This is a genomic window from Pseudomonas sp. COW5, assembly GCF_026240005.1.
In the GTDB taxonomy this organism is placed as follows: domain Bacteria; phylum Pseudomonadota; class Gammaproteobacteria; order Pseudomonadales; family Pseudomonadaceae; genus Aquipseudomonas; species Aquipseudomonas kribbensis.
Genome location: NZ_JAPHVP010000001.1, coordinates 4,579,686 through 4,600,526 on the forward strand (window position 1 = coordinate 4,579,686; position 20,841 = coordinate 4,600,526).

The 20,841-nt window shown below is 63.7% G+C and carries 10 protein-coding genes; 6 read left to right on the plus strand and 4 right to left on the minus strand.

Going from position 1 to position 20,841, the window contains the following annotated elements; all coding sequences use genetic code 11:
• The first annotated feature begins 151 nt into the window (after positions 1-151).
• The 3 genes from OQ248_RS20940 to mnmH all read left to right on the plus strand — a co-directional run bounded on the left by OQ248_RS20940 (position 152) and on the right by mnmH (position 12,908).
• Complete coding sequence (locus tag OQ248_RS20940; protein ID WP_265813853.1) at positions 152-10,672, plus strand: autotransporter-associated beta strand repeat-containing protein; 10,521 nt, start codon at positions 152-154, stop codon at positions 10,670-10,672.
• Between the two features lie 98 nt (positions 10,673-10,770).
• Positions 10,771-11,805, plus strand: coding sequence for a selenide, water dikinase SelD (gene selD, locus OQ248_RS20945; RefSeq protein WP_265813854.1), 1,035 nt, complete (start codon positions 10,771-10,773; stop codon positions 11,803-11,805).
• Entirely contained in the window at positions 11,805-12,908 is a 1,104-nt protein-coding gene (mnmH, locus tag OQ248_RS20950) for a tRNA 2-selenouridine(34) synthase MnmH (protein ID WP_265813855.1), read from the plus strand. The genes selD and mnmH overlap by 1 nt, the downstream gene beginning before the upstream one ends.
• Before the next feature lie 138 nt (positions 12,909-13,046).
• Here mnmH and OQ248_RS20955 read toward each other — a convergent pair whose 3' ends face one another.
• Positions 13,047-13,721 (minus strand): histidine phosphatase family protein, encoded by a 675-nt coding sequence (locus OQ248_RS20955; RefSeq protein WP_085712518.1) that lies wholly within the window; start codon positions 13,719-13,721, stop codon positions 13,047-13,049.
• 284 nt (positions 13,722-14,005) lie between these two features.
• On the opposite strand from OQ248_RS20955, the gene OQ248_RS20960 reads away from it, so the two are divergent.
• Together OQ248_RS20960 and hemB are read left to right on the plus strand one after the other, a co-directional pair.
• Positions 14,006-14,704, plus strand: coding sequence for a glutathione binding-like protein (locus OQ248_RS20960; protein WP_248743268.1), 699 nt, complete (start codon positions 14,006-14,008; stop codon positions 14,702-14,704).
• 144 nt (positions 14,705-14,848) lie between these two features.
• Positions 14,849-15,823 carry a porphobilinogen synthase gene (gene hemB, locus OQ248_RS20965; RefSeq protein WP_265813856.1) on the plus strand — a complete coding sequence of 325 codons (975 nt, stop codon included), beginning with the start codon at positions 14,849-14,851 and terminating at the stop codon, positions 15,821-15,823.
• A gap of 4 nt (positions 15,824-15,827) precedes the next feature.
• Here hemB and OQ248_RS20970 read toward each other — a convergent pair whose 3' ends face one another.
• The gene (locus tag OQ248_RS20970) at positions 15,828-17,363 is read right to left on the minus strand and encodes an FAD-dependent oxidoreductase (RefSeq protein ID WP_265813857.1); all 1,536 of its coding nucleotides are present in this window, start codon (positions 17,361-17,363) and stop codon (positions 15,828-15,830) included.
• Between the two features lie 184 nt (positions 17,364-17,547).
• On the opposite strand from OQ248_RS20970, the gene OQ248_RS20975 reads away from it, so the two are divergent.
• Positions 17,548-18,636: a DUF1615 domain-containing protein gene (locus OQ248_RS20975; protein ID WP_265813858.1), complete on the plus strand. Its 1,089-nt coding sequence runs from the start codon at positions 17,548-17,550 to the stop codon at positions 18,634-18,636.
• A 79-nt stretch (positions 18,637-18,715) separates the two neighbouring features.
• Here OQ248_RS20975 and OQ248_RS20980 read toward each other — a convergent pair whose 3' ends face one another.
• Both OQ248_RS20980 and OQ248_RS20985 read right to left on the minus strand, forming a co-directional pair.
• Complete coding sequence (locus OQ248_RS20980) at positions 18,716-19,117, minus strand: hypothetical protein (RefSeq protein ID WP_265813859.1); 402 nt, start codon at positions 19,115-19,117, stop codon at positions 18,716-18,718.
• Between the two features lie 110 nt (positions 19,118-19,227).
• Positions 19,228-20,838: an ABC transporter ATP-binding protein gene (locus OQ248_RS20985; RefSeq protein WP_265813860.1), complete on the minus strand. Its 1,611-nt coding sequence runs from the start codon at positions 20,836-20,838 to the stop codon at positions 19,228-19,230.
• Positions 20,839-20,841: the final 3 nt, after the last annotated feature.

Consider the following 20,841-nt stretch of genomic DNA (forward strand, 5'->3'; position numbering starts at 1 on the left):
TATTTAACCGGTGCCCCATCGCAGGGCATCAACTAGCGTGTGTCTGGAATAGACGGTTTATCTGATGACCGTCATACGCTTGATACGCGTGTTGGATCTTGCCGCCTTCGCACGCCTTCAAGGATGAAATTGGCCACGAAAGGAGTAACCCGTGGAAGCAAGGTTTGGTGTCGCCCTCGTTTCGCGCTTTTCCCCACTTTCCCTTGCCGTGCACCTGAGCGTCGCCGGACTTCTGTTCGGCGGGGTCAGCGAGCAGGCGTTCGCCACCTGCTCGGCCGCGGGCTCCACGATCACCTGTTCGGGTGTTCCGACGCTGCCACTGTTTCTCAATGACTACAGCAGCGCCAGCAGCGGCGTGACGGTCAACGTCACCAACGGCGCGCAGATGAACGCGACGCTGGGCGGCAAGGTGATCAACCTGACCGGGGCCAACATCAACCTGAACAACTCCGGCACCATCGATCCGGCGTTGCTTGGCCTGGTTTCAATCCTCAGTGGCGGCGCGTTCATCGGCACTGGCGCGACCAGCACGGTGAGCATCGCCAACAACACCACCGGGCTCATTCGCGGCACCGGCATGCTGCTCGGCCTCAACCTGACCAGCATCGACGGTCTGGGGATCGCCGTGAACAACTCGGTGTCGGGCACGACGACCATCACCAACGACGGCACGATTACCTCGACCGGGCTGTCGGTCGGCGGGATCACTCTGGCCGATACCCCGGTGGTCGGGGTGTATGGCGGTTCACAAGTCAACATGACCAACAGCGCCAGCGGTACGATCAACGGCCGGGTCGCGTTCGAGACGTCGGTAGCGGGCAACACCTTCACCAACGCCGGTAACATCACCGGCGGCGTGTCGATGGGGGCGGGCAGCACCAACACGTTCTACGCAATCACCGGTTCCAGCGTTAACGTCGGTGACGGTGTGCAAGTCTCTGTCGGCCTAGGTGGCCTGATCGGCGTCAACCTGACCTTCGCCCCGACCGGCACGATCGATGGCGGCGCAGCCGGGACCAACACGCTGATCCTGCAAAACCCGATCGGCCTCGGCGGTGGCACCACCGGGACCGGCACGGCGTCCAGCGCGGTCTATGTCAACTTCAACAATCTGACCCTCAACAGCGGCACCTGGACCTTGCAGGGACCACTGGTCAGCGGTGCGACCACGCTCAATGGCGGTGTCGCGCAGTTCAACGACAACGGCGCGTTCGGCAGCGGAGTGCTGACGTCCAACGGCGGGATCCTCCAGGCCAGCAACGCCGGTTTGACCCTGGCCAACCAGATCAACCTCGGTGCCGGCGGTCTGACCTTGCAGGGCATCAACGGCACGACCCTGAACGGTGTGATTTCCGGCACCGGTGGCCTGACCAAGATCGGCAGCGGTCAGCTCAACCTCAACGGCATCAACACTTACACCGGCAACACCGTGCTCAACGGTGGCGTGGTGCTGGTGGGCAATAACCAGGCGTTCAGCACCGGCGGCATCACCGTCGGCGGCTCTTCGAGCATCTCGGCGACGGCACCGATTTCGCTGGCCAACGCGATCACGCTCAACAGTACCCTGACCGCGACCGGCACCGGTGCGCTGACCCTCGGCGGGGTGATCAGCGGCGCCGCCAACCTGACCAAGACCGGCAGCGGCAGCCTGACCCTCAACGGCATCAACACCTACACCGGGATCACCAGCCTCAGCGCCGGCACCCTGCGCGTGGGCAACAACAACGCGTTGGGCACCGGGGTCCTCAACACCAGCAACGGCACCAGTCTCGACAGCACCGGCAACGTGACCCTGGCCAACAATGTCGGCATCACCGGTGCGTTGAACGTGCTCGGCAGCAATGCTCTGACCCTGGCCGGCATCGTCTCCGGCACCGGCGCGATTACCAAGAGCGGCAGCGCCAGCCTGACCCTGACCGGCAACAACACCAACAGCGGCACCACCGCGCTCAACGGCGGCACCTTGTTCGTCGGCAGCAACACCGCCCTCGGCACAGGCGCATTGAACGCCGCGGCCGGCACCACACTGGATGCGACCACGGCGGTGACGCTGGCCAACGCTGTGGCGCTGGCGGGCGGGCTGACCATCGGCGGCACTCAGGCACTTGGCCTGAGCGGCGTCATCAGTGGCGCCGGCAGCCTGATCAAGGGCGGCACCGCGAACCTGACCCTCAGCGGCAACAACACCTTCTCCGGCGGTACGGCGCTGAATAACGGGACGCTGATCGTCGGCTCCAACACCGCGCTGGGGAGCGGCGCACTGACCACGGCGGCGGGCACCACCCTCGATGCCAGCACCACCGTGGCCCTGAGTAACGCCGTCGCCCTCGGCGGCAACCTGAACATCGCCGGCAACGCCAACCTGACCCTCGGCGGTGTGGTCAGTGGCAGCGGCGGACTGACCAAGAACGGCGCGGCCAACCTGATTCTCAACGGCGCCAACACCTTCAGCGGTGGCACCACGCTGAACGCCGGCACCCTGACCGTCGGCAACGCCGCCGCGCTGGGCAGCGGCGACCTGACCGTCGCCAATGCCGCGACCCTCGACAGCAACACCTCGGTCATTCTGAACAACAACGTCGCCCTCAACGGCAACCTGTCCATCGGTGGCAGCAACGGCCTGATTCTGGGCGGCGTGCTCAGCGGCGCCAGTCAGTTGATCAAGAACGGCACCGCCAACCTGACCCTCAACGGCGCCAACACCTTCACCGGCGGCACTGCGCTCAATGCCGGCAGCCTGACCGTCGGCAACGGCGCGGCACTCGGCACCGGCACGCTGACCGTGGGCGGAGCGGGCGCAACGCTCAACAGCAGCGCCAACGTTACGCTGAACAACGCCATTGCGCTGAACTCCAACCTCACCGCCGGTGGTGCCAACCCGCTGACCCTCGGCGGCGTGATCAGCGGCGGCAGTAACCTGATCAAGACCGGCTCCTCGACCCTGACCCTGACCGGCAACAACACCTACACCGGTTCTACGTCGCTGAACGCCGGGACACTGATCGTCGGCTCCAACAGCGCCCTCGGCACCGGCATACTCAACGCCGGCAACAACACCACGCTGGACGCCAGCACCGCGACCAGCCTGGCCAACAACGTCAACCTCGGCGGCAACGTGACCATCGGCGGCAGCAACGCGCTGACCCTCGCGGGTGTGGTCTCCGGTGTCGGCGGCCTGACCAAAAGCGGCCCCGCCGACCTGATTCTCAACGGTGCCAACACTTACTTCGGCAACACCGCACTCAACGTCGGCAAGCTGATTGTCGGCAGCAATACCGCGCTCGGCAGCGGCGCATTGAACGCCGCGGCCGGCACCACGCTGGACACCAACACCGCCGTCACCCTGGGCAACCAGGTCAACCTGGCCGGTGCGATGAACGTGGGTGGCAGCGCAGACCTGACCCTCACCGGCACTGTCGCCGGAGCCGGCAGCCTGGTGAAAAACGGCGCGGCCAATCTGAACCTCAACGGCACCAACACCTACGTCGGCGGTACCACGCTGAACGCCGGTACGGTGACCGCCGGCAACAGCTCGGCCCTCGGTACCGGTGCCTTGACCGTCGGCGGCGCAGCAACCCTCGACAGCAGTTCGCCGTTGGTCAGCCTGGCCAACGCGGTCGTGCTCAATGCGGCACTGAGCGTCGGCGGCACCCAGGACCTGACCCTCGGCGGTGTGATCAGCGGCGCCGGCCAGTTGATCAAGAACGGCGCGGCCAACCTGACCGTCAACGGCACCAATACCTACAGCGGTGGTAGCACCCTCAACGCGGGTACGCTGACACTGGGCTCGGCCGCTGCGTTGGGCAGTGGCGGCCTGACCGTCGGTGGCGCTTCGACGCTGGACACCAGCACCGGCATGAGCATCGGCAACAACATCACACTCAACGCCGGCCTGACCCTGGCCGGCAGCAACACCCTGAACCTCAGCGGCGTGATCGATGGCGCCGGCAGCCTGACCAAGGACGGCTTCGGCGACCTGACGCTCAGCGGCAACAACACCTTCACCGGTGCGCTGAATATCGCCTCCGGTAGCGTCACCACCGTGAGCAGCGGAGCGCTGGGCAACACCTCTGGCGCCAACATCAGCGCCGGTGCCAATCTCAATCTCAACAGCAGCGCCAGCCTCAACGGCTTGAGCGGCAGCGGCAGTGTGCAGATCGCCGGCGGCAACACCCTGACCGTGGGCGGCGTGAACAGCACCAGCACCTTCGACGGCGACCTTGGTGGCAGCGGCGCCCTGACCAAAGTCGGTACCGGCACGCTGAACCTCACCGGCAGCAGCGGCATTACCGGCAATACCAACGTCAACGCCGGTACGCTGAATCTCACCGGATCGCTGACCAGCACCCAGCTCAACGTCAACAACGGCGCCACGCTCACAGGTACCGGTTCGGCGCTTGGCGTCATCACTGTCAACAGCGGCGGTCATCTGGCGTTGTCCTCGGGCAATACCTTGTCCACCTCGTCGCTGATCCTGACCGCCAACAGTAACGTCGACGCAAGCCTCGCCACGCCATCGACCAGCTCGCTGATGAACATCGGCGGCAACCTGACCCTCGACGGTAATCTCAATGTCACCGATGCCGGCGGTTTCGGTGTCGGTGTCTATCGGCTGTTCAACTTCATCGGTGCACTGACCGACAACGGCCTGACCGTGGCCGGCGTGCCGGTGGGTTACGGCCTCGGCGACATCCTCGTGCAGACCCTGGGTAATCAGGTGAATCTGGTAGTGTCGGCGCCGAACACCAACCTGCGTTTCTGGGACGGCAGCCAGACAATCCCGAACGGCACGGTGGATGGCGGCACTGGCACCTGGGATGCCGGCGGCACCAACTGGACGAATTCCAACGGCACGCTGAACCAGACCTGGGCCGGCGACTTCGCGGTGTTCCAGGGCACGGCGGGCACGGTGTCGGTCAACGGCACGCAACTGTTCACCGGGATGCAGTTCCTCACCAATGGCTACAACGTGGTCAACGGTACGTCGGGTCTGCTGACCGCCGTCAACGGCAGCGGTGGCACCACGGCGATGCGGGTCGATCCGGGCGTGACCGCCACGGTCGGTGTGAACATCGACGGCAGCGGCATTCTCAACAAACTCGACGCCGGCACCCTGGTGCTCAATGGCGCCAACAGCTACACCGGCGGCACGCAACTGGACGGCGGCGCGCTGGTGGTTGGCAGCAACACCGCGCTGGGCACTGGCGCGTTGATCGCCAATGCCGGCACGCAACTGGACAGCAACACCGCCGTGACCCTGGCCAACGCGACCACGTTGAACGGTAACCTCACCGTGCTCGGCAGCAATGCCCTGACCCTCAACGGTGTCATTTCCGGCACCGGCGGCTTGATCAAGAATGGTACGGCCAGCCTGACCCTCGGTGGCAACAACGCCTTCCTCGGGCCGGTGGCACTGAACGCGGGCGGTCTGATTCTGGCGTCGAACAGCGCGCTGGGCTCGGCCACCCTGAACGCGGCCAACGGCACCACCCTGGATGCCAGCGGCGCCTTCAGCGCGGCCAACGCAATCAATCTGGCGGGCAACCTCGCTATCGTCGGCAGCAACGACCTGACATTGTCCGGCGCGATCAACGGCGCCGGCAGCCTGACCAAGAACGGCGCGGCCAATCTGATTTTGAGCGGAGCCAACAATTTCCTAGGCGGCGTCACCCTCAATGCCGGCACCCTGACCGCCGGCAGTAACGGCGCCCTCGGTCTGGGCAACCTGATCGTGGCCGGTGCCTCGGCGCTGGACAGCAACACCTCGGTGTCGCTGGGCAACAACGTGGTGCTCAATGCCAATCTGACCAACACCGGCAACAGCGACGTAGCCATCAGCGGCGTAGTCAGCGGCACCGGTGGATTGATCAAGAACGGCGCCTCGAACCTGACCCTCAATGGCATCAACACCTACAGCGGCGGCACCACGCTGAACGCCGGCACCGTGACCCTCGGCACCTCGGCGGGCCTCGGCTCCGGCACGGTGACCGTGGCGGGCGCATCGACCCTCGACACCACGGCGCCACTGGTGCTGGCCAACAACCTCAACGTCAATGCCAACCTCAGCGTGGCGGGCAACAACAACCTGACCCTCGGTGGCGTGATCGCCGGCGCGGGCACCCTGACCAAGAACGGTCTGGCCGACCTGACGCTGACCGGCAACAACACCTTCAGCGGCACCTTTGATGTGCAGTCCGGCAGCCTCACCACCCTGGGCAACTCGGCACTGGGCAGCAACGCCGGGGTCAATCTCGGCGCTGCGGCGACCCTCAACCTCGGCGGCTCCGGCAGTCTCGCCAGCCTGACCGGCAGCGGTACAGCGCTGATCGGCGGCGGCAACACCCTGAGCATCGGCGGCAACAACGCCAGCAGTATTTTCGACGGCGTGCTCGCCGGCACTGGCGAACTGAGCAAACTCGGCACCGGAACGCTGACCCTGACCGGCCTCAACAGCCTGACCGGCAACACCACGGTCAACGCCGGCACTTTGAACGTCAGCGGTTCGCTGGACAGCGCCAGCGTGCTGGTCAACAGCGGCGGCACCCTGACCGGCGGCGGCTCGCTCGGCGGGGCGGTGACCGTGGCGGATGGCGGTCATCTGGCCGGCGCCACCGGCAGCACGCTGTCGGTGAATTCGCTGGTGTTCAACGCCAACTCCAACTTCGACGTCGGCCTTGGCGCACCGGTGTCCGGTGGCGGCAACGCGCTGGTCAACGTCGGTGGCAACCTGACCCTCGACGGTACCCTCAACGTCAGCGATATCGGTGGCTTCGGCAGCGGCGTGTATCGCCTGATCAACTACACCGGCGGCCTGACCGACAACGGCATGCTGATCGGCACCGTGCCGGGCAGCGTCACCCCGGGCGACCTGACCCTGCAAACCGCGCTGGCCAACCAGATCAATCTGCTGGTCAGCGCACCGGGCGTTACCGTGCAGTTCTGGGACGGCAACCAACTCGTCGCCAACGGTTCGGTGGATGGCGGCAGCGGCACCTGGGGCACCGGCACCACCAACTGGACTGATGTGAACGGCACCACCAACCAGGCCTGGACCAACAGCTTCGCGGTGTTCCAGGGTGCGGCGGGCACCGTGACCGTCAACGGCGCGCAAACCATCACCGGCATGCAGTTCGTCACCGATGGCTACAGCCTGCAAAACGGTACGGCAGGATCGCTGAATCTGGTCAACGGTTCGCTGGGCAATGCCACCGTGCGGGTCGATCCGAACGTCACCGCCACTGTGGGCGTTGCGCTCAACGGCGCCGGCACGCTGGGCAAATATGACACCGGCACTCTGGTGCTCAACGCCGCCAACGGCTACACCGGCGGCACCGCGCTCAACGGCGGCAAGATTGTGGTCGGCAACAATGCGGCCCTTGGCACCGGCGTATTGACCGCCGCCAACGGTACGGCGCTGGACAGCAACACGGCGGTTAGCCTGGCAAACGATGTGGTGCTCAATGGCGGGCTCACCGTCGCCGGCTCCAACGCCTTGACTCTCGGCGGCGTGGTCAGCGGCAGCGGCAGTCTGATCAAGACTGGCGCATCGAGCCTGACGCTCAATGGCAGCAACACCTACAGCGGCGGTACCCAACTCGCTGGCGGTACGCTGATTCTGGGCAACAACAGCGCGATCAGCAGCGGTGCTCTGACTGTGTCGGGCAATGGCACCCTCGACAGCACCTCGGCGCTGCAACTGGCCAACGCCATCAACCTGGGTGCGCAACTGACCCTGGCCGGAAACCAGAACACTACGCTGATCGGTGCGATCACCGGCAGTGGCAGCCTGGTGAAAAACGGCAGCGGCGATCTGTTGCTCAGCGGCGCCAACACCTACAGCGGCGGCACCACGCTGAACGGCGGCAGCACCCGTGGCGACACCAGCAGTCTGCAAGGCGCCATCATCAACAACGCGACGCTGACCTTCGAGCAGAACAGTGACGGCAGCTACACCGGCAATCTGACCGGCGCCGGCATCCTGAACAAAACCGGCACCGGCGCCTTGCTGCTGACCGGCAACAACACCTTCACCGGCAACACCTCTGTTCAGGCCGGCACATTGAACGTCAACGGCGTGCTCAACAGCGCCAGCGTCAATGTCGCCAGCGGCGCGAAGATCGGCGGCAGCGGCCAGTTCGGCGGGGCCGTGCAACTGGCCAGCGGTGCGACCCTGCTGGGTGGCGGCAGCGCGACGCCGTTGTCGGTCGGATCCCTGGCGTTGTCTTCGGGGACCAATCTGGACTTCACTCTCGGCTCGGCCAGCAGTTCCACAACCGTGGTCAATGTCGCCGGCAACCTGACCCTCGACGGTACGCTGAACATCACTAACGCCGGCGGCTTCGGCACCGGTGTGTATCAACTGTTCAGCTACGGCGGCACGCTGACCGACAATGGTCTGGTCTACGGCAGCCTGCCGGTCTCGGCGGCCAATCTGACCCTGCAAACCGCGCTGGCCAATCAGGTCAACCTGCTGGTACAGAACACGCCGGGCGAGGTGCAGTTCTGGAACGGCGGCAAGACCAACCCGGACGGCAGCATCGGTGGCGGCAACGGCGTGTGGGGCCCGAGCACCAACTGGACCGACCCGACCGGCACTCAGGCGCTGGGCTCCAATGGCCAGTTTGCGGTGTTCGGCGGGCAGGGCGGGACGGTCACCGTGCAGGGCAATCAGAACTTCACCGGGCTGCAATTCCTCGTCAACGGCTACAGCCTGGTACCGGATGCCGGCGATACGCTGACCCCGGTCAACGGACCTGGCGGTACTCCGGCACCGATCCGCGTCAATGCCGGCGCCACCACGCAAATCGATGTGCCGCTGATTGGCACTGGCGGGATCGAGAAACTCGACTCCGGCACCCTGATTCTCTCCGCAGCCAACACTTACAGCGGTGGCACTACCGTCAGCGGCGGTACGCTGATCGGTAACTCCACCAGCCTGCAAGGCAACATCATCGACAACGCTTCGCTGGTGTTCCAACAGAACACCGATGGCCAGTTCAACGGTCGACTGAGTGGCGTCGGCGCACTGGCCAAACGTGGCGCAGCGCGATTGCTGTTGACCGGCGACCAACCGTTCAGCGGCACCGTGTCGGTGGATCAAGGCGTGCTGCAAGTCGGCAGCCCGCTGGCGCGCGCCTCTCTGGGCGGACAAGTGACCGTCGCCAACGGCGCCGCCCTGAGCGGTAACGGCAGCGTCGGTTCGGTGGTCAACCACGGTGTGGTGGCCTCCGGCGGCGGTGACGGCACCCTGAGTGTGGCGGGCAACCTGACCAACGCCCCGGACGGTGTGCTGGCCCTGACCGTTAGCTCGCCTACCGCTACGCCTCTGGCCGTCGGTGGCACGGCAACCCTGGGCGGTGGTCTGCAAGTGAACAGCCTGGCGCCGTTTACCGGCAACACCGTGTACTCGCTGATCACCGCCGGCGGTGGCGTGAACGGCACGTTCAGCGCCGCCGATCTGCCTCAGTACGCGTTCCTCGACACGGCGCTGGTGTACAGCCCGGACGCGGTGAACCTGGTGGTCAGCCGTAACGGCAATTCGTTCGCCGACGTCGCCGCCACCCGCAACCAGCGCAACACCGCTTCGGCGTTGATGCGTAACGGTCCGGCGGGCGCTGCGTTGCAGAATGAAATCGTCAACCTCAGCGTGGCCGGTGCGCGTCACGCCTTCGACAGTCTGTCCGGGGAGATCCATGCCAGCACCGCCAGTGCGGTCCTTGAGGATTCACGTTTCGTGCGTGAAGCGGTCAATGACCGGATGCGTCAACCGACTTGCAGCGCGTCGGACGATCCACGCCGCACCCTGGCACCGAGCGACACCCAGTTGAGCAGCAACGGCTGCCACGGTGAAATGGTCGGCTGGGCCCGTGCCATCGGTGCCTGGGGCGACATGGGTGGCGACAGCAACACGGCGAAAGTCGATCGCAGCCTCGGCGGTTTCATGCTCGGCACCGACAAGCAACTCGACGATCAATGGCGCGCCGGGATGGCCGCGGGCTACACCCGTGGCAACCTCAACGCCCACGATCGCAACTCCGATGCCAAGGTCGACAGCTACCACCTGGCGGCGTACTTGAGTTCGCAGTTCGATGCACTGGCCGTGCGCCTTGGCGCGGCTTACAGCTGGCACAGCATCGAAACCAAACGCGACGTCAGCGTCGGTGCCTACAACGACCGTCTGAAGGCTGACTACGATGCCCGCAGTGCCCAGGTGTTCGGTGAAGTGGGTTACGCCATCAATGCGGCCGGCGTAGCCATCGAACCGTTCGCCGGCCTGGCCTACGTCAACTACGACAGCGACACCGCCAAGGAAAAAGGCGGGGTGGGGCGCCTGAAAGGCGATGCCGATCAGGACATCACCTACTCGACCCTCGGTGTGCGTATCGGCAAGTTGGTGACCCTGGCCAACGGCAGTCAACTGACCCCGCGCGCAGCCATCGGCTGGCGGCATGCCTACGGCGACACCAAGCCGGATGCCGATCTGACCTTCATCGACGGCGGTGCGTCGTTCAGCACCCAGGGCGTGCCGATCGCCAAGGACAGTGCGCTGCTCGAAGCCGGCGTGGACTTCCAGATCAGCCCGACCGGCAAGCTCGGCATCGGCTATTCGGGCCAGGTGTCCAGCGACAACAACGACAGCGCAATGACCATCAGCTTCAGCCAAAGCTTCTGATCGTGGTCGAAGCACTTTGACCGCCCGCAAGGGCGGTTTTTTTTGCTCGGCAATCCCCTCTGCTAGAATCCGCCCCATTCCCAGCCAGAGGTTGCCCCATGAGCGAACCCATCCGTCTGACCCAATACAGCCACGGTGCCGGTTGCGGCTGCAAGATTTCGCCGCAGGTGCTGGAAGTGATCCTTGCCGGCAGCGGCGCGCAGAACCTCGACCCGAAACTGTGGGTCGGCAACGCCTCGCGCGATGACGCGGCGGTGTATGAGATCGATGCCGAACGCGGTGTGGTGTCGACCACCGACTTCTTCATGCCGATCGTCGATGACCCGTTCGACTTCGGTCGTATCGCGGCGACCAACGCCATCAGCGATATCTACGCCATGGGCGGTGACCCGTTGATGGCCATTGCCATCCTCGGCTGGCCGGTGAACGTGCTGGCGCCGGAAGTGGCGCGGGAAGTGATTCGCGGTGGTCGTGCGGTGTGCGACGCGGCGGGTATTCCGTTGGCCGGTGGCCATTCGATCGATGCGCCGGAGCCGATCTTCGGCCTGGCCGTCACCGGTCTGGTGGAAAAGCGCTTCATGAAGCGCAACGACACCGCCACCGCCGGATGTCTGCTGTACCTGACCAAACCGTTGGGCATCGGCATCCTCACCACCGCAGAAAAGAAGGGCAAGTTGCGTAACGCCGACATCGGCGTGGCCCGGGACTGGATGTGTACGCTGAACAAACCCGGCAGCCGTTTCGGCAAACTGGCCGGCGTCACCGCGATGACCGACGTCACCGGTTTCGGCCTGCTCGGGCATCTGGTGGAAATGGCCGACGGCAGCCACCTCACCGCGCGCATCGCCTATGACCGCGTGCCGCGTCTGGACAGCGTCGAGTACTACCTCGATCAGGGCTGTGTCCCCGGCGGCACCTTGCGCAATTTCGACAGTTATTCAAGCAAGCTCGGGCGTGTGCAGGAGCTGCACAAGCGGGTGCTGTGCGATCCGCAGACCAGCGGCGGCCTGCTGCTGGCCGTGACCCCGGAAGGCAACGCCGAGTTTCTCGCCGTGGCCGCGGGGCTGGGCCTGAACCTGGCGCCGATCGGCGAACTGGTCGAGCGACAGACCCACGCAGTCGAGGTGATTTGATGCTCCGCGACTGCACCGATTACCGTGACATTTTCCTCAACGACCGGCCGCTGATGGATGCCCGCGCGCCGGTCGAGTTTCACAAGGGCGCGTTCCCCGGCGCGGTCAACCTGCCGCTGATGAATGACCTCGAACGGCAAAAGGTCGGCACCTGCTACAAGCAGCATGGCCAGCAGGCCGCGATCGAGCTGGGCCACCATCTGGTGTCCGGCGCGGTGAAGGCCGAACGCATCGAGGCCTGGGCTGAATTCGCCCGGGCTCATCCTGACGGTTATCTCTATTGTTTTCGCGGTGGCCTGCGCTCGCAGATCACCCAGCAGTGGCTCAAGAGCGAGGCCGGGATCGACTATCCGCGCATCGGTGGCGGCTACAAGGCACTTCGCAACTTCCTGATCGACACCCTCGAACAAGCGGTGACCCAATGTGATTTCGTGCTGTTGGGCGGCATGACCGGCACCGGCAAGACCGAACTGCTGGTGCAATTGCGTAACGGTCTGGACCTGGAAGGCCACGCCAACCATCGCGGCTCCAGCTTCGGCAAGCGCGCCACCGGCCAGCCATCGAACATCGACTTCGAAAACAGCCTGGCCATCGACCTCCTCAAGAAACGCGACGCCGGTATCGACCAGTTCGTCCTCGAAGACGAGAGCCGGGTGGTGGGCAGTTGCGCGCTGCCGCTGCCGTTGTATCAGGGCATGCAGCAATACCCGATGGTCTGGCTGGAAGACAGCTTCGAGGATCGGGTGCAGCGGATCCTGCGCGATTATGTGGTGGACCTGTCGGCCGAGTTTTCGACGGTGCATGGCGAGCAGGGTTTCGAGCTGTTCTCCGAACGCTTGCTCGAGAGCCTGAACAATGTGCAGAAACGTCTGGGCGGCGAACGCCACCGACGGATGCTGCTGTTGATGGAAGACGCACTGGCCGAGCAGGGGCGCAGCGGTTCGGTGGACTTGCACCGGGGCTGGATCGAAGGCTTGCTGCGTGAATATTACGACCCGATGTATGTGTTTCAGCGCGAGAAGAAGGGCGCGCGGATCGAGTTCGCGGGGGAGCAGAAAGCAGTCCTTGAATATCTGCATGATCGCCTGAATCAGAAGGCTTGATGCTGTATTCAGCGGCCTATTCGCGGGCAAGCCCGCTCTCACAATGGAAATCAGCTGAACCCGTCATTTGAGTTCGGTAAAAGATTGAATGTGGGAGCGGGCTTGCTCGCGAAAGGGGTAGAGCAGACAGCACAACACTCAAGTCGGGCAGGTGACCTTGCCGTTGTCCAGCCCCTGCTTGTAGCTGTGGCTCTGCAGACTGGCCTTGCCGTTGTGCCAGGTCAGGGTCAGCACATACAGCGAGTCATAGTCGCCGGACGCCCAGTCTTCGGTGATGGTCTGTTTCTCGCCCACCGCCTTGCCGGCGACCTTGTTGATCAATTCCGGCAGGTAACCGTGGGACCACGCGGTGTAGATGATCGAATTGTGGTACTTGTCGGCGATCAGTTCCCGGGCCAGGTCGCTGGTGTCATTGGCCGAGAACTCGATGTTCACCGGCAGGCCGAGCTTGATCGCGGCGGGACTGATGGTCATCAGCGGGCGGATGTAGCTGTAGGAGTTGTCCAGCTCGCCTTCCTCGACATTGCGCGTCGGGTTGGCGGCAAACACGTAGTCGGCCTTGCCGAATTTCTCCGGGAGCAGGGTCGACAACTCGATGGCGCGATTCAGGCCCTGGCAGTTGAGCTGGCCGAGGCCGCCGGCAGGTTTTTCCCCGTGGCGCAGGAAGATCAGAGTCTGGGTGCCGTCCACCGGTTGCGCACGGCTTTCGCTGGATTCGAGGGACAGGAACAGCGCGCTCATCGCCAGCAGCGAGGGCAGGGCAACGTAAGCGCGATGTTTGAAGCGTCTGGCGACTTTCATCAAGTTCGTCATGAGATAAGGATTCTTCAGCGTGTTTGGTTAAGGCTGACAAACCTCTGCACCACGGGCTGCCGGAGCCGGGTGTCTTCCCTGTCTTGATTGGCTTTCTTGGAGCCCTCACAGGCCTTTTGGTTCGATCCGATTGCCGGGACGCACTCTAAAGGCAACGCTGAACGGCTTGAGTGGAGGTTAGCGACAGGATGTTGCGGAATTAAGAAAGCGACAAAAAGAACCCGAGCCAGCGCGGAAAACGTGGATTATGCTCAGGCCTTTCATTTTGTGACTGGATGCTACACATGACCGATCTGTCCGCGTTCCCGATCACCCAGAAATGGCCGGCGCAGTACCCTGACTGGATTCAGCTCTATTCCCTGCCGACCCCCAACGGCGTCAAGGTCTCGATCATGCTCGAAGAGATCGGTCTGCCCTACGAGCCGCACCGCGTGGGCTTCGACACCAACGATCAGATGTCCCCGGAATTCCTGTCGCTGAACCCGAACAACAAGATTCCGGCGATCCTCGATCCCCACGGCCCGGATGACAAACCACTGCCGTTGTTCGAGTCCGGCGCGATCCTGATTTACCTCGCCGACAAAAGCGGCCAGTTGCTGGCCCAGGAAGGCGCGCTGCGTTACGAAACCATTCAGTGGCTGATGTTCCAGATGGGCGGCATCGGCCCGATGTTCGGCCAGCTCGGTTTCTTCAACAAATTCGCCGGCAAGGATTACGAAGACAAGCGTCCCCGCGACCGCTACGTCGACGAAAGCAAACGCCTGCTCAGCGTCTTGAATACTCGCCTGGAAGGACGCGACTGGATCATGGGCGAGCGCTATACCATCGCCGACATCGCCACGTTCCCGTGGGTGCGCAACCTGATCGGTTTCTACGAGGCGGGCGATCTGGTCGGCATCAAGGACTTCCCGAACGTCACCCGGGTGCTGGAGCGCTTTCTGGCGCGGCCGGCGGTGGTGCGTGGGTTGACCATTCCTTCATAAGTCGGTGTGAGCCGGGTGCGCACATTATTGCGCGCCCGGTAATGCACTGTTGATTGATCCAGGTTTGTACCCCGTCCCCCGCAAGGCATAAGCTTCGCCCCCTACGACTTTCGTCTCATCTGCCCGTTTTTCAGGAAAGGCCCCATGTCCAGTCAGTTCCCCGAAGCACGTCCACGCCGTCTGCGCCGCAATGCGAGCCTGCGCAGCCTGTTCCAGGAAACCGAGTTTTCGCTCAACGATCTGGTACTGCCGATTTTCGTCGAGGAAGAAATCGACGACTTCGTGCCGATCAAAAGCATGCCCGGCGTGATGCGCATTCCGGAGCGCAAACTGGCCAGCGAGATCGAGCGTTACGCCCGTGCCGGGATCAAGTCGGTGATGACGTTTGGCGTGTCCCATCACCTGGACGCCAACGGCAGCGACACCTGGCGTGAAAACGGTCTGGTGTCGCGCATGTCGCGGATCGCCAAGGACGCCGTGCCGGAAATGATCGTGATGTCCGACACCTGCTTCTGCGAATACACCGACCACGGCCATTGCGGCGTGATGCACAACCACGAAGTCGACAATGACCAGACCCTGATCAACCTCGGCAAGCAAGCCGTGGCCGCCGCCCGTGCCGGTGCCGATGTGATCGCGCCGTCGGCGGCAATGGACGGTCAGGTGCGGGCGATTCGCCGCGCATTGGACGATGCCGGCTTCACGCAGATTCCGATCATGGCCTACTCGACCAAATTCGCCTCGGCGCTCTACGGCCCGTTCCGCGAGGCCGGTGGCAGTGCGCTGAAGGGCGACCGCAAAAGCTATCAGATGAACCCGATGAACCGCCGCGAAGCCCTGCGCGAATCGTTGCTCGACGAGCAGGAAGGCGCCGATGCGCTGATGGTCAAACCGGCCGGCGCGTACCTCGACATCATCCGCGACATCCGCGAAGCCTCGAACCTGCCGCTGGCGGCGTATCAGGTCAGCGGCGAGTACGCGATGATCAAGTTCGGCGCCCAGGCCGGTGCCATCGACGAAGATCGCGTGGTGCGCGAAAGCCTCGGTGCGATCAAGCGCGCGGGTGCGGACCTGATCTTCACCTACTTTGCGATGGACCTGGCGCTGGCCGGGATCTGACCCTTCAGGGGCAATTGAAAAACGGCCGGATCCCGTGATCACGAAAGTACCGTTCGATCACCTTCGGATCCGCGCTGTTGTCGGCAATCGCCACGTAAGTATCCGGGCGCAACAGGTAAAAGCCGTTGCGCCCCAGTCCCGCCGTTTCAAACGCCGGGCGCCAGTCGAACACGTGCAGCGGCAGGTGATGCTCATTGCACCAGGCGATCATCTCGTCGCTGGTGTCGCCGTATACATGCACCTGCCAGCACGGATGGCGCAACGGTTCGTAATTGTCCCCCTCGCCATCATGGGCCCACGGCAAGCGGTCGCCGCCGTGGACATGCCCGGCCACGCCTTCGCTCAACGCCATGCCCCGATAGTTGACGGTGATTTGCGACACCGTGCGAAACAGGAATTCGCGGCTGGTCTCGAATGAGGCCATTTTCGGGATCACGAACGGTGCCAGCCGCGTGCGCAACAGGTCGGCCATGCGGCCCTCGGCAGTCACAAAACTGAAGACTTTGTCGGTGGTCGACACCAGCCGTCGGGCGAAGGCGATGCGCTCGGTTTCGTAGCTGTCGAGCAGCTTTGGCGTGGCTGCGCCGCCGAGCACCGCCGCGAGTTTCCAGGCCAGGTTGATCGCATCGCCGATGCCGGTGTTCATGCCCTGACCGCCGGCGGGGCTGTGCACGTGGGCCGCGTCGCCAAGCAGAAACGCCCGGCCTTTGCGAAAGTGATCCGCCACCCGGTGATGTACGCGATAGGTGGAGAACCAGTTGACGTCCTCGATGTGCACGTTCAAGTGCTCGATGGCGCGGCTACTGACATCGGAAAACTCCAGGGTTTCGGCACGATCCGCACGTTCGTCGCGCACGGTGCCGATCAGTCGCGCGCGACCTTCGCCGGCCAGCGGGAATACCGCGAGAAAGTCCGCCTCATCCAGATCCAGATGCAATTCGCCGTTGAGCGCCGGGCCGCTGGCCTTTACGTCGGCGACGTAAAAGATCTGCTGATAGGTGCCACCGGGGAAACCGGTGTCGAGGGTCTTGCGCACCACCGACCGGGCACCGTCACAACCCGCCAGATAACAGGCCTGGCAAATCTCCTGCTCGCCATCCGGCAGACGCAAATGGGCGGTGAGGCCGTCGCCGTTTTCCGTGAAGCTCTCCAGTGTCGTGTTGCGCTCGACCGTCACGTCGTAGTCTTCGAGGCGGTCAATCAGCAACCGTTCGTGTTCGTCCTGCGGGTAGATCTCCAGGAAGGCGTAAGGCGTCAGGCCTTCGCCGATGCGGTTGAGCGGCAGTTGCGCCACGGGTTTGCCCTTGACCCAGAAATTCGCCGCCGCCACCCGATGCCCGTTGCGCACCACGGCTTCGGCGAGGTCCAGTTGCCGGTACAGCTCAAGCGTTCGCGCCTGCACCGCCAGTGCTCGCGAGGTGGTGCCGGGGCCGGAGGTCTTGTCGAGGATGCGTACGCGCACGCCCAGTTTGCTCAGCCACAGGGCCAGTACCAGTCCGGTGGGACCCGCGCCGATGATCAGAACGTCACTGCGGTTCATGGTCTGTCCTCCTCGCGTGCCCTTTGCCACTGAGTGTGCAGCAAGAAGTATGGATCAGTGGGCGGACACGGCCAGTTCGCCTGCCAAACGGGGCGATGGAACAGCGTCGCCGGCCCGCAGTCCTATCCTGCAACCCGGGATTGGGCGTAGGGTAAACCCGGCTCAACGGACTTTATGGAGCGTTATGCAAAGCCCTCGATTATTTTTCAGCCTCGCCGCGTTGCTGGTGCTGGCCGGTTGCGCCGGGCAGCGCAACCAGGAACCGGCCCCGCGCCCGCCGGCCGAGGTCAAGGCGCAGATCGTGCGCCTGCTGCCGACGAAAACCGCCGACCGCCAGGGCTGGGCCACGGATATCTATACCGCGTTCGCCGCCCAGGGCATCAGCCCGACCACGCAAAACCTGTGTTCAGTGCTGGCCGTCGCCGAGCAGGAGTCCAACTTTCAGGTCGACCCGCCAGTGCCCGGCCTGGGCAAGATCGCCCGCGACGAGATCGACCGGCGCGCCGCCAAAGTGCACATTCCGAGCCTGTTGGTGAGCGGCGCCTTGCAGGTGCGCTCACCCAACGGCAAGAGCTACAGCGAGCGCCTGAGTGCAGCACGTACCGAGAAAGACCTGAGCGCCATTTTCGATGACTTCATCGGCATGGTGCCGATGGGGCGCACGCTGTTTGGCGGTTTCAACCCGGTGCACACCGCCGGGCCGATGCAGGTCAGCATCGAGTTCGCCGAGCAGCACGCCAAGGGGTATCCGTATCCGGTCAACGGCACGATTCGCCACGAAGTGTTCACCCGCCGAGGCGGCATGTACTTCGGTATCGCCCATTTGCTGGGTTACCCGGTGAGTTATCGCGAACCGCTGTACCGTTTCGCCGACTTCAACGCCGGGTGGTACGCCAGTCGCAACGCGGCGTTTCAGAATGCAGTCAGTCGTGTGTCGGGTGTGCCGCTGGCGCTGGATGGCGACCTGATCCGCTACGACTCGATCATGCCGGGTACCACCGAACTGGCGGTGCGCAAGCTTGGCAAGTCATTGGGCATGCGCAATCCGGTGATCCGTGAGCAACTGGAGAAGGGCAACACCCTGGGATTCGAGGAGACCAAACTGTATCAACGGGTCTTCGAACTGGCGGACAAGGCCGAAGGCAAATCATTGCCCCGGGCGGTGCTGCCGGGGATTGTCCTGCAAAGCCCGAAGATCACCCGCAAACTGACCACGGCGTGGTTCGCCAAGCGGGTCGATGAGCGCTATCGGCGTTGCATGGCCAGGGACTGACGAGGAAAAAAAAAGGCGTAAAAAAACCCGACTGACGGGAGCCGGGTTTTTTCTGGATTGCTGCGGTGGAGCCCTTCATTCAGGCAACGCGGCGTTCGATCAGACGATCCGAGCCACCTTCAGCGACGCGACGCTCTTGCAGACGATCCGAACCACCTTCGGCAACGCGACGTTCTTGCAGACGATCCGAGCCACCTTCAGCAACGCGACGTTCTTGCAGACGATCCGAACCACCTTCGGCAACTCGACGTTCCAGCAGACGATCCGAACCACCCTCGGCAACGCGACGTTCTTGCAGGCGATCCGAGCCACCTTCGGCAACACGGCGTTCCAGCAGGCGATCCGAACCACCTTCAGCGACGCGCTGTTCGATCAACCGATCCGAACCGCCTTCAGCGATCATGGTGTGGGCAGGTTTGGCGGCAAAAGCGTTGAAGGCCAGAACCGAAAGGGCAATGCTGAGGATGACTTGGCGTTTCATGATTTTGTGCTCCGGGGTGTTATTGGTTGGTATGGAGCCGATGTTACGCCCGGGATTTTTTATGAGAACTTCATTGACGTGATGGTGAACATCGACACCGATGATGGTTCTCAAAGCACAGCCATTCGCTCGGCACTCTGTACCTGTACCAAACCCGAAGCCTTGAGCAACGCTTGCGTATAAGCGTGCTGCGGCGCTGCAAAAATCTCTCGCGATGATCCCTGTTCCACCACTTTTCCATCCTTGATCACCATCAAGTCGTGCGCCAGCGCATGCACCACCGCCAGGTCATGGCTGATGAACAGGTACGTCAAGCCGTGACGGATCTGCAATTGCCGCAACAATTCCACCACCTGTTTCTGCACCGTGCGATCCAGCGCCGAGGTCGGTTCGTCGAGCAGTATCAGCGCCGGTTCCAGCACCAGTGCCCGGGCGATGGAAATGCGCTGGCGCTGGCCGCCGGAGAATTCGTGGGGATAGCGATGGCGGCTCCGTGGGTCGAGGCCGACTTCCTCCAGCACGCGGATCACCGCCGCCTCACGTTCCTCGGCCGTGCCGATACCGTGGGTCAGCAGGCCTTCGGCGATGATCTGCTGCACCGACATCCGTGGGCTGAGGCTGCCGAACGGGTCCTGGAACACCACCTGGATCTGCCGGCGCAACGGGCGCATCAAGCGCTGATTGAACAGGTTCAATTGCTTGTTGCCGAACCGAATGTCGCCTTCGGATTCCACCAGCCGCAGAATCGCCTGGCCCAGCGTCGACTTGCCCGAGCCGGACTCGCCGACAATGCCCAGGGTCTTGCCCCGTTGCAGGCGGAAACTCACGCCGTCCACGGCCTTGATGTATTCCTGGGTGCGGCTGAACAACGCCTTGGGCAGCGGGAACCAGACTTTCAGATCGTCCACTTCCAGCAGGTTGTGATCGTAGCAACTCGGCACTGGTGCGCCCGACGGTTCCGCCTCGATCAGCAGGCGGCTGTAGGGATGCTGCGGGGTGCGGAACAGCGTTGCGCAGTCGGCCTGTTCGACGATTTCCCCGTGGCGCATCACGCACACCCGCTGGGCGATGCGCCGCACCAGGTTGAGGTCGTGACTGATCAGCAGCAGCGACATGCCGAGGCGTTGCTGCAACTCGATCAGCAGCTCGAGAATCTTCTGTTGCACGGTCACGTCCAGCGCTGTGGTCGGCTCATCGGCGATCAGCAATTCAGGCTCGTTGGCCAGGGCCATGGCGATCATCACCCGTTGCCGCTGGCCGCCGGAGAGCTGGTGCGGATAGGCCTTCAAACGCTGCAACGGTTGGCGGATGCCCACCAGTTCCAGCAGCTCCAGAGTGCGCTGGCGCGCGGCGCGGCCCTTGAGCCCCTTGTGGATCTCCAGCACTTCGCTGATCTGTTTTTCCACCGTGTGCAGCGGGTTCAGCGAAGTCATCGGCTCCTGGAAAATCATCGCGATGCGGTTGCCGCGCAAGCCGCGCAGCTGTTGTTCGCTAGCGTGCAGCAAGTCCACGCCGTTGTAGCGGATACTGCCCGTGCTGCTGACGGTCTTGGTTGGCAGCAAACGCAGAATCGAGTGCGCCGTCACCGACTTGCCCGAGCCGGATTCGCCGACCAGTGCCAGGCACTCGCCACGGCGGATGTCGAGGTTCACGCCGTGCACCACTTCATGCCCGGCGAAGGCGACGCGCAGGTCGCGAATTTCAATCAGGTTGTCGGTCATTTC

Bases quoted from the DNA above. Each gene is read 5' to 3' on its own strand.
- selD (WP_265813854.1), top strand. From the start codon at position 10,771: ATGAGCGAACCCATCCGTCTGACCCAATACAGCCACGGTGCCGGTTGC.
- OQ248_RS20985 (WP_265813860.1), bottom strand. From the start codon at position 20,838: ATGACCGACAACCTGATTGAAATTCGCGACCTGCGCGTCGCCTTCGCC.
- OQ248_RS20955 (WP_085712518.1), bottom strand. From the start codon at position 13,721: ATGACGAACTTGATGAAAGTCGCCAGACGCTTCAAACATCGCGCTTAC.
- OQ248_RS20975 (WP_265813858.1), top strand. From the start codon at position 17,548: ATGCAAAGCCCTCGATTATTTTTCAGCCTCGCCGCGTTGCTGGTGCTG.
- mnmH (WP_265813855.1), top strand. From the start codon at position 11,805: ATGCTCCGCGACTGCACCGATTACCGTGACATTTTCCTCAACGACCGG.
- OQ248_RS20960 (WP_248743268.1), top strand. From the start codon at position 14,006: ATGACCGATCTGTCCGCGTTCCCGATCACCCAGAAATGGCCGGCGCAG.
- OQ248_RS20970 (WP_265813857.1), bottom strand. From the start codon at position 17,363: ATGAACCGCAGTGACGTTCTGATCATCGGCGCGGGTCCCACCGGACTG.
- hemB (WP_265813856.1), top strand. From the start codon at position 14,849: ATGTCCAGTCAGTTCCCCGAAGCACGTCCACGCCGTCTGCGCCGCAAT.
- OQ248_RS20980 (WP_265813859.1), bottom strand. From the start codon at position 19,117: ATGAAACGCCAAGTCATCCTCAGCATTGCCCTTTCGGTTCTGGCCTTC.